At 46.5% G+C, this 8,729-nt stretch carries 8 protein-coding genes; 5 read left to right on the forward strand and 3 right to left on the reverse strand.

Annotated features, from left to right (window positions below; all coding sequences use genetic code 11):
• Positions 1-180: 180 nt before the first annotated feature.
• From EKM89_RS10910 to EKM89_RS10920, 3 genes are all read right to left on the reverse strand, one after another.
• Positions 181-852 (reverse strand): 2,3-bisphosphoglycerate-dependent phosphoglycerate mutase, encoded by a 672-nt coding sequence (locus EKM89_RS10910; RefSeq protein ID WP_125688478.1) that lies wholly within the window; start codon positions 850-852, stop codon positions 181-183.
• A gap of 504 nt (positions 853-1,356) precedes the next feature.
• A complete protein-coding gene (locus EKM89_RS10915; RefSeq protein ID WP_125688480.1) occupies positions 1,357-2,412 on the reverse strand; it encodes a DMT family transporter in 1,056 nt (351 codons plus the stop codon).
• Positions 2,413-2,451: 39 nt separating this feature from the next.
• Positions 2,452-3,399, reverse strand: coding sequence for an AEC family transporter (locus tag EKM89_RS10920; protein ID WP_125688482.1), 948 nt, complete (start codon positions 3,397-3,399; stop codon positions 2,452-2,454).
• A gap of 366 nt (positions 3,400-3,765) precedes the next feature.
• Here EKM89_RS10920 and EKM89_RS10925 point away from each other — a divergent pair, with 366 nt between their 5' ends.
• The 5 genes from EKM89_RS10925 (at position 3,766) to EKM89_RS10945 (ending at position 8,670) form a co-directional block, all read left to right on the forward strand.
• Positions 3,766-4,893, forward strand: coding sequence for an LCP family glycopolymer transferase (locus EKM89_RS10925; RefSeq protein WP_125688484.1), 1,128 nt, complete (start codon positions 3,766-3,768; stop codon positions 4,891-4,893).
• Positions 4,894-5,230: 337 nt separating this feature from the next.
• Entirely contained in the window at positions 5,231-5,719 is a 489-nt protein-coding gene (locus EKM89_RS10930; RefSeq protein WP_164510574.1) for a GNAT family N-acetyltransferase, read from the forward strand.
• A gap of 173 nt (positions 5,720-5,892) precedes the next feature.
• Positions 5,893-6,765, forward strand: a complete 873-nt coding sequence (locus EKM89_RS10935; RefSeq protein ID WP_125688492.1) for a metal ABC transporter solute-binding protein — start codon at positions 5,893-5,895, stop codon at positions 6,763-6,765.
• A 737-nt stretch (positions 6,766-7,502) separates the two neighbouring features.
• Positions 7,503-8,150 (forward strand): EAL domain-containing protein, encoded by a 648-nt coding sequence (locus tag EKM89_RS10940; RefSeq protein WP_125688488.1) that lies wholly within the window; start codon positions 7,503-7,505, stop codon positions 8,148-8,150.
• A 361-nt stretch (positions 8,151-8,511) separates the two neighbouring features.
• A complete protein-coding gene (locus tag EKM89_RS10945) occupies positions 8,512-8,670 on the forward strand; it encodes a hypothetical protein (RefSeq protein ID WP_191988766.1) in 159 nt (52 codons plus the stop codon).
• Positions 8,671-8,729 lie beyond the last annotated feature (59 nt).

Here is an 8,729-nt window from a genome sequence, read left to right on the forward strand (position 1 = left end):
CTAGCTTTAACCTGATTATACAAAAAGGTCGGCCAAAAACAATCATTTATCCCCAATTGCTCTAACCGACCTAAATATCTTATTCTTTTGTTAACCTCTGAGACGTGAAATCTGGATCTTTCTAATCGCTATCGACAACCGCCAACCCATTTAGCGGTGAAATTAATTATGCTTTGACCCTTACAAAACTGTTTTCTTTAACACATTCAACCGCTCATCGAAATCGTATTGAATGGGTTCGCCATTTGCCACTTCGACCTGACTAATATCGGCATCTGCCACGCGATCGAGGTATTTGATCAATGCTCGTAAGGTACTGCCATGTGCGACAATCAGCTGGTTATCGCCATTGCGCAACCGTGGCGCAACTTGGTCTTCCCAATATGGCATCAAGCGGTGATACGCCATTTCAAGGCTCTCCCCGCGCGGCTCAATGTTCGGGCCAAATTGATCATAACGCCGGTCCTGTGTCACATGATCCAATAACGGCGGCACGGTCTCAAAACTTCGGCGCCAAATTTTAACTTGGCGCTCGCCAACTTTCGCTTGAACTGCAGCTTTGTTTTTCCCCCGCAGTGCACCATAGTGCCGTTCATTTAGGCGCCAAGATTTGTACTCCGGGATGTACAGCTGATTGATAGCTTCCAAAACAATATTGGATGTCACGATGGCCCGCTGCAACATTGACGTATGTAGTGCCGTAAACTGAATTTCGGTCTCTGCGACCAGTCTTCCGGCGGCCGTCGCCTGTTTGCGGCCCCTAGCTGTCAGGGGGACGTCACTCCATCCTGTAAAAATATTATCCCGGTTGGCGACACTCTCTCCGTGCCGTAAAATGACCAGCGTTGCCATTGATCATGCTCCCTTTCTCTCATCAACTCTCACCCACAATGATACCATAGGTTTTGCGTGCGGCCTTGAAATTTGTGTTCTCTTTCACTTAGCGTGCTTGCCTTGTGTCAACTTTTCCGTAAATCATCAGGAATCCCATCCCCCCGTGTGTTGAGTTAAAGTGTTCTCATAGCCAGCGGGATCCCTGACCCCCTCCGGCTCTGATTGTGCAGGTCAATTCTAATCACTGAATCCCAAGTGGCTGCTAACGTTTAAGCATAATTCAGCAGCGTTCCTAGCGGCATGATCCATGTTGCCTCAGACCAACTACGTCAGCCGAGAAGTCGGCAGATAAGGCGATGGTTGGACAACGTTGCCTTATTTTAGTCCCGTATCGTTGTGACAACAGTCATAATGCGTGTTTTGGGACTTTCAACCTTCAGCTTGCAATCTTCAGCTAGAAAACAAAAGCGCCATCGGCCACGGCTCTCGCCTAGGTCCACAACGCTTGCTAATTTTATGAAATTAATCCGTCGATGATGACTCTGTGTGCCGGGCTGCTAACTCAGCAGCAGCCTGTTGCGCAACGGAAACTGGTGCATCGTCTTCTTGGAAGTCGCTGGCATCTTCTTCTGCCAATGCAGATTCCCGTGCCTTGACCCGGTTCCCCATGAAGGTGATGACCGATCCCATCAGGATAATCACGATACCGATAATCGTGGGTGCTAAAATCCGTTCGTGAATCAACAATGCGGCCAAGATAGGTGCTAACCCTGGCTTGATGAAGAATACCAGAGAAGCCGTGGAAACGTCGGAACGTTCCATCGCCAAGAAGTAAAAGGCAAACCCACCACCGGTCACACAGACACCAATGAAGAAAAGAATCCAGAAGTACTGCAAGCTAACATTTTTCAGAATTGGCATAGCAGCAAACTGTTGTAACCAACTCACCTGCCGCATCCCCCCAGCGATAGCGGGAACGTGCGTCAATAACATGATCACTAGCAGTTCAAATGATCCCGCTAAAAAGGTAAAGCAGGTCATAACGATTCCGTTGAAGTGGTGCCGCACAGACCCCCACCGGGATACAATGCTGTACAGGCCAAACGTTAACGCCGAGCCAATGGCTAACACCAAGCCCACTGGATTCGACAAATGGGTAGGGTTCACAATGACCACTAACCCAATGATCGACACGACAACGGCAATCAAGTTAGCTCGGCCTAACCGTTCGTGTAGAATGAAGTAAGAAAAGATCAGCGCAAAGACGGGATTACAGCTGAACAATACAGCCACCGTTGACGCTTCATCAACGGTAATTGCCAGTTGATACAGCGTCATACTGATAATGACACACACCAGACCGGTCAGAAAGAATAACGCCCAATCAGAACGCGTTAACCGGCGGCTTTGTTTATGTAAGGCTCGGAGCGCGATTGGGAGCAGAATAACGCCCCCGATAAAGAAACGAATCAAGTTTAACTGAATCGGGTTAAATGCCCCGCCAGCAGACTTTAATGCAATTTCCATAGAACTAAACATTAACGTTGAAAATGCGATATACAACATTGTTTTTCTCAAAACGAAAAAGTGTTCCTCCTTATAAGTAAACGATCATAGTTAGGCAACGTGCTGGACGATGACCATCAAAATCGGAATCACCACTAAACTTAGGAGGGTCGTTTCGGTTACCATGATGGCCGCGTAATCGGCATCGGCGTGGTAAAGTTTCGCCACAACTGGTGCATTAGTCATGACGGGCATCGCTGCTTGCAAAATAAAGACTTGTTTCATAATTAATGGCATACCCGTTGGAATCACTAGCAACCCCATTAACACCGGGGCCACAACAAAGCGTCCCAAGAGGATTCCCAGGCTGTCACGATTGAGGTGCACATTTTGTAACCCTGCCCCGGCAATCGCTGTCCCAATAAAAATCATGGATAGTGGAATCGTCAGACCACCGACATATTGAAAATCCTTCATGATCCAACTGGGTAACTGAATGTTCAGGAGAACTAAAAGTACCCCAACGATAAAGCCCAATAACGGTGGTGAAAAAATTTTCTTCAGCGTCTCTTTCAGGTCAAACTTGGCACTCCCCTGACCATCGCGTTGAATCAAGTAAACCCCCAGTGTCCAGAAAAAGGTCGTGTTCGCCATATAGTAGACGAGCACAAACGGTAAACTCTTCGGTCCAAACAGAGCCTCGTTGACTGGTAACCCCACAAAGACCGTGTTGGAATTTAGAAACATCGACTCAAACAGGCCACGGTGACCCGGTTTAATCCGGAAAAGGTGAAAGGCCACAATCGATAGACCAAACATGATCAACATGGAGACCACCGGAAAGCGGAGGTCCGGCAACGTCCTCTTCAGTGTTTCCGCCGAAAATTTGGCAGTAATTGTACTGATCATATATGCAGGTAAGGCAATCTGTGTCACCAAACGCGCAATTAACTTCGGTGCTTGATCGTCAAACCAGCCGCGACGAGATAAAACGTATCCCAGCGCAATCATGACTAAAATAATTAAGACACCGGACACACTTCGAATAAATATGGCCATCCGCGACCCTCCCCACGAATCGTAACAAAAAATTAGATTTTCTTAAGCAACTCTTCGTATTATAGCATAGGACGGCGGCCGCTCCCTTCAGCAAGCGTTTACAATTACCGAATTAACACCGTTTAAGTTGACTTGACAACTTAATATTTTCCATGAAATCTGGTATAATTCTCGCTAGTTGGGGCCTAAACCGCCCGGGCGTCCGTTTACGTGCGCCGAATTTTATGGTCTAATTAGTAAATTGAATCAACAGATAGGATTCCAGGGGAATTTAAAATCTGGTAAAGGTCACTTAGTCGCCACCCAAAATGATCCACTACATGGCTTATAATTGGGTTAAAGATTTTAACGAGGATGAGGAAGAATATGCCAAAAGACAATGGAAGTAAACGGCAACGATCACCTGAAGACTTTGAACAAGTCTTTGATCGTCGTGCCGATCAACACTCACACTACAAAGCGCCAGCCGTTCACCCCCACCGGCCAGTTATGTGGACGATCGTCATCGCCCTCATGATTCTCCTGACCGGGGGACTTGCGTATGGACATCAAGCTTGGACGTCCGCCAAAAAGACATTTAGCGCGACTTATCAAGCATCAAACATTGCGAAAAGCCGTAACGTCTCTTCTGTGCTTAAGAAAAACAAACCCTTCTCAATTCTGCTGTTGGGAACTGATACCGGTGCGTTGGGTCGTTCAGATGTCGGTCGGACAGACACCATCATGGTCGCCACCATCAATCCGCAAAAGAAGACGGCCTACCTGACCAGTATTCCCCGGGATACACGGGTGACTGTGGGTTCTGGTGCGAATACATCAATTCAAAAGATCAACGCCGCCTACACCATTGGTGGGGCCAGCACGGCGGTTAAAACTGTCGAAGATCTGCTGGACATCCCCATCGACTTCTATGCCATTATCAACATGGGGGGCCTAGAAAAAATGGTCGATTCGGTCGGTGGGGTCGACGTGGTTCCACCATTAACATTTAAGTACGGGTCCGCTGACGTCAAAAAAGGTGTCAAGATTCACTTGAATGGTAAGCAAGCCCTCTCATACTCTCGGATGCGCTACGATGATCCTAAGGGAGATTACGGCCGGCAGAAACGGCAACGACAAGTCTTACAAAAGCTAGTCGTTAAGGCGGCTGGCCTATCGTCCATCACGCGGTACCAAACGATTCTAAAGTCGTTGAATGGTAACTTGAAGACCGACCTAACCTTTGATGACTTGATGCAAATCCGGGCCAAGTACGGGGATGCCTCTCACCATATCAGTTCCGAAACACTTCAGGGACAAGATGCGATGATCGATGGTCTTTCTTACCAAGTCCCAACGACCACTGAACTCAAAAAGGTCTCTAATCACATTCGTAAGACGTTGGACTTAGCTGACACAGCGAAGTTCACGACAGATGCCGACACATCCACGACCGGGTCAACCGACAACGGTAATGGGTCGAACGATAATAATAACGGTGGTTACGGCTACTAAACGTAATTAATGAACAAGACTGGAACATAATTCAAAAAGTTGCTCATTTCAGAATCTAACGATTCTGAAATGAGCAACTTTTTATTTCCGTTACCATGGTGCCAAAACGTGCGCCATAGGACGGCTTGTTGCGCTTAACCTGTCAACAGGGATTATGCCAGAATCAGACATCATCCCTGCTATCACATTAATGCTCACAAACTAACCGTCTTCTGTCCCCTCTGTTTTTTTGATTGACAACCGACCGTGATACACCTATCTTTGAAGCACACAAAGGGATTTAGCAGCTACCTATAACTGACTGCATACAATCTAAAATATGAAAGGTTCGACCACTATGACATGCCTACTTTCTCCGGTGACCAGCAGCGAACAGCCACAACTTCAAGCTCTATACATCGAAATCAAGCCCTACTTTATGACCATTGAAGGTCGAAATCCACTTTCCCCTTTTGATGACATAGCGACCAAAATTCCAGGGATTCCAGTTGAAAAGACCCATTGCCTATCCATCCACACCAATGACCAGGTGGTCGGTTACATCTGGGTCTTTGAAGAAACGCCGACTAATCTCTACATCTTACACCTATCCATTGGCCGTCAGTTTAGACGGCATCACTTGGGCCAAACCGCAATTACGGCATTAGTCACACGCTATCCCCAAATGACGACCTTTACTCTGATGGCCTCGACGAAAAATTATTCGGGACTGAAATTCTGGCTGGCACTCGGCTTTAGTGACCTCCTTTATGTGGAGGCGCCAGATGAAAACGCGGTGACCAGCACTGTCGAGCTTGAACTACGAAAACACCTCAGGCCGCTCTAATACAGCAATTCCAAACACTCTCCCCATTTTTCATATGATAAATTTAAAATTGACCTTGTCAAGTGTAACTGTTTTCTGTAGTATCTAAATAGTAATTATTACTATTTAGAGGAGAGAGTTCTTTGTTAATCAAGTTTAAACACCTATTTTTCACTACTATCTTAATTATCACCATGGGAAGTCTCGCCGCGTGCGCTACCACTAAACCCCAATCGGCCACCAAGATTTCCGCTAGTAAACCAATTCACGTGGTCACCAGTCTCGATTTTTATGGTGAAGTCGCTAAAGCCGTTCTCGGGGACCACGGCACGGTGACCACCATCATTAAGAGTGCTAGCATCGATCCCCACGACTTCGAACCGACTCCGAAGGACGCCGCCCTCGTGTCCCATGCCAATTTCGTTTTGGCCAACGGTATTGGCTATGACGCCTGGATGCAGAAACTGGTCAAGAGCGATGCTAGTAAACAAACGACCAGTATCCGCGTCGGGGAAGATGTCATGGGTAAAAAGACCGGCGACAACGAACATATCTGGTACGACCCCGAAACCATGTCCCGGGTCGCAACGACCTTAGCCCAGAAATTTAGCCAGCAGGCACCTAAATACAAGCAAACTTATCATCGCAATGCCGCTGCCTACATCAAATCGCTTGCTCCCCTCCAGAATCAACTGAAGGAACTCAAGCAAAACAGCAACCAACGAGCAGTCGACGTCAGTGAGCCCGTCTTCGACTACGCCCTCACTGCCCTTGGCTATCGCCGTAACAACACCAGCTTTGAAATGGCCATTGAAAATGGGACTGATCCGTCACCCAAATCGATCACCGCTATGCAACGCGACATCAAGAAACACCGCATCGCCTTTTTCGTAAACAATAGTCAGGCCAGTAGTAAGACCGTCGCGACAATGGTCAAACTAGCCAAGAAACATCATGTCCCTGTCCTTAACGTAACGGAAACCCTGCCCGCCGGTAAAACCTATCGGACTTGGATGATCGGTCAGTATCATCAGTTGGCCAAGATTCAGAACAGCCCTACTCACTAAATCGACTATGATTTAAGGTCAATTGCCCCTGTCCTCTTTGTATTGGAAGAGATCCGTGTAAATAAGCTATCTCGAGTCAACTTTACAGTTAGCTGACTCGGGATAACCAGTCACACTATAGTTACCACACATTAATGTGAGTCGAGAACATGTGTAACTGCGGAGAGTTAGCTGATGCACATTAGTGGTGTCAAGCTGAAACGACTGCCCGCCGGCACCCGTTTCAGTTATGGTTTGAAGACACCAAACAGTTTCTGACTTTTGGCATAGTCACAATAAAGCGACATGCCGAGTCTCAAAAAGCACCGTCAGTTTGCCCGACGATGCTTTTTTATTGTCAGCTAAAGAAGGTTCCAAAATCCTTGTTATGACTGTTGTCACAACGACATGGCGACTAAAAGTGGCCAACGTCGGCCTTTGACCGAAGTGCGGTTGTTCTCACTAATTTTGTCGCGATAATTCTTACCGTCACAAGAGTCATGTGAATGAGTTGGCTTTCAACCTCAGTTGACAGGACTAGTATTGCGCTGGTAATATCGGGTTCACGCTCATTGATTGGCGTGAACTTTTGACATGTTCGTCAAAATGACGGGCAAGTCAAACGGTCTTCACCCTAACTTAGTTGCATCCCGACTAACTGACCACATTAAACAATATATGGGATTGCGCTTTCGAAGTTTTGCGCTAAAATAGTAAGTAATCAGATGATTAACAAAATTTTTAAGGAGTCGACCGGTATGTATCGTTTCTTTGTTCAGCCACAAATCAACCAAGATGATCATCAAGTTTTTGGCTACGAAGTACTTCTGCGTAAACAGCAGAATGATACGTGGGTCTTGCCCAAAAACTTTACAGAAATATCGGTAGAAGATCAGGTAAAACTCCTGGAACAGACCGCCGTCTCTCTACACACGGCAGTCACCAACCAAGTCTTGGCTTTTAACTTGAATAATCAGCAACTACGCGACCCGCTAACCTTGGGTGCCGTTATCGCCTTAAAGAAGCGGATGAACCCGGCTTCCCTTACCATTGAGCTCACCGAGGCGCCAACACTTGAAGAGGTGAAAGGTTTTAGCATCGCACTACATCAGTATGGTATTGGTTTAGTCCTCGACGATGTTGGCACTGGTTCGAACACGTATAACAACATTGTTCACCTGTTGCCATTTGTCGACCAAATAAAATTTGCCATGCAAAATCTCCGCATGAGTGGCGATGCCGATAAGATTCCAACAAGTCTGGCCTTTTGGGCGAAAATTGCTCACGAGTATCGGCTACAACTCATTCTTGAGGGGGTTGAGGATAGCCGTGATCAGGATCTCGCTAAAAAGTTTGGCGTCACGTTGCACCAAGGTTACTTGTACGGCAAACCAAGCTTAGTGTGACGTCGCGGGTCAGGGACAAAAACTCAGGTCTCTTGGGTATCTCCGAACTTACATTACTAAAACGTGGGACAAAAGGCAGCTGACTCCGCTTAAAACTGATAACTAAATAATCCAAGACAGGGGTTATTCGGTTATCAGCCTTAATGCTTGCTAGCTAATCGCCTTTTGTCCCACTCTCCCTATTTTCCTTTAAACTCACTAAGATTTAATGACTTTTTTTCACTTTGTGAGTTAACATGTAATTGTGATATTAATTAATATAATTTACTTACGGAGTGCAACCAAATTTTGTTTCGCCGGTCTTTGACGTCTCATCATATTAGTTCACCCCATAAGCAATTGGATTGGAAGGCGTTAAACAATGACTTGGTCTCACTGGTTTGTTACCCCTGCTTTCACGAGCCTGTTCTTTCTTCTCGGCGTTTTAACGCTCTACTGGTTCGTCACGAATCAGCTTATCCATACGATGAAGAAAAAAGGGAAGCACCCCAACATTGAAAAGGGCTATACTCCTACTTAGGTAGACAAGCAAATAATTAAAGCTTGTTTACTTAGGGAGGAGTTTTTAGTATGGGCCGA

Source organism: Levilactobacillus fujinensis, assembly GCF_003946335.1.
Lineage (GTDB): Bacteria > Bacillota > Bacilli > Lactobacillales > Lactobacillaceae > Levilactobacillus > Levilactobacillus fujinensis.

Coding starts and splice junctions, on each gene's coding strand:
- EKM89_RS10910 (WP_125688478.1), bottom strand. CDS start 852: ATGGCAACGCTGGTCATTTTACGGCACGGAGAGAGTGTCGCCAACCGG.
- EKM89_RS10920 (WP_125688482.1), bottom strand. CDS start 3,399: ATGGCCATATTTATTCGAAGTGTGTCCGGTGTCTTAATTATTTTAGTC.
- EKM89_RS10925 (WP_125688484.1), top strand. CDS start 3,766: ATGCCAAAAGACAATGGAAGTAAACGGCAACGATCACCTGAAGACTTT.
- EKM89_RS10930 (WP_164510574.1), top strand. CDS start 5,231: ATGACATGCCTACTTTCTCCGGTGACCAGCAGCGAACAGCCACAACTT.
- EKM89_RS10935 (WP_125688492.1), top strand. CDS start 5,893: ATGGGAAGTCTCGCCGCGTGCGCTACCACTAAACCCCAATCGGCCACC.
- EKM89_RS10940 (WP_125688488.1), top strand. CDS start 7,503: ATGTATCGTTTCTTTGTTCAGCCACAAATCAACCAAGATGATCATCAA.
- EKM89_RS10945 (WP_191988766.1), top strand. CDS start 8,512: ATGACTTGGTCTCACTGGTTTGTTACCCCTGCTTTCACGAGCCTGTTC.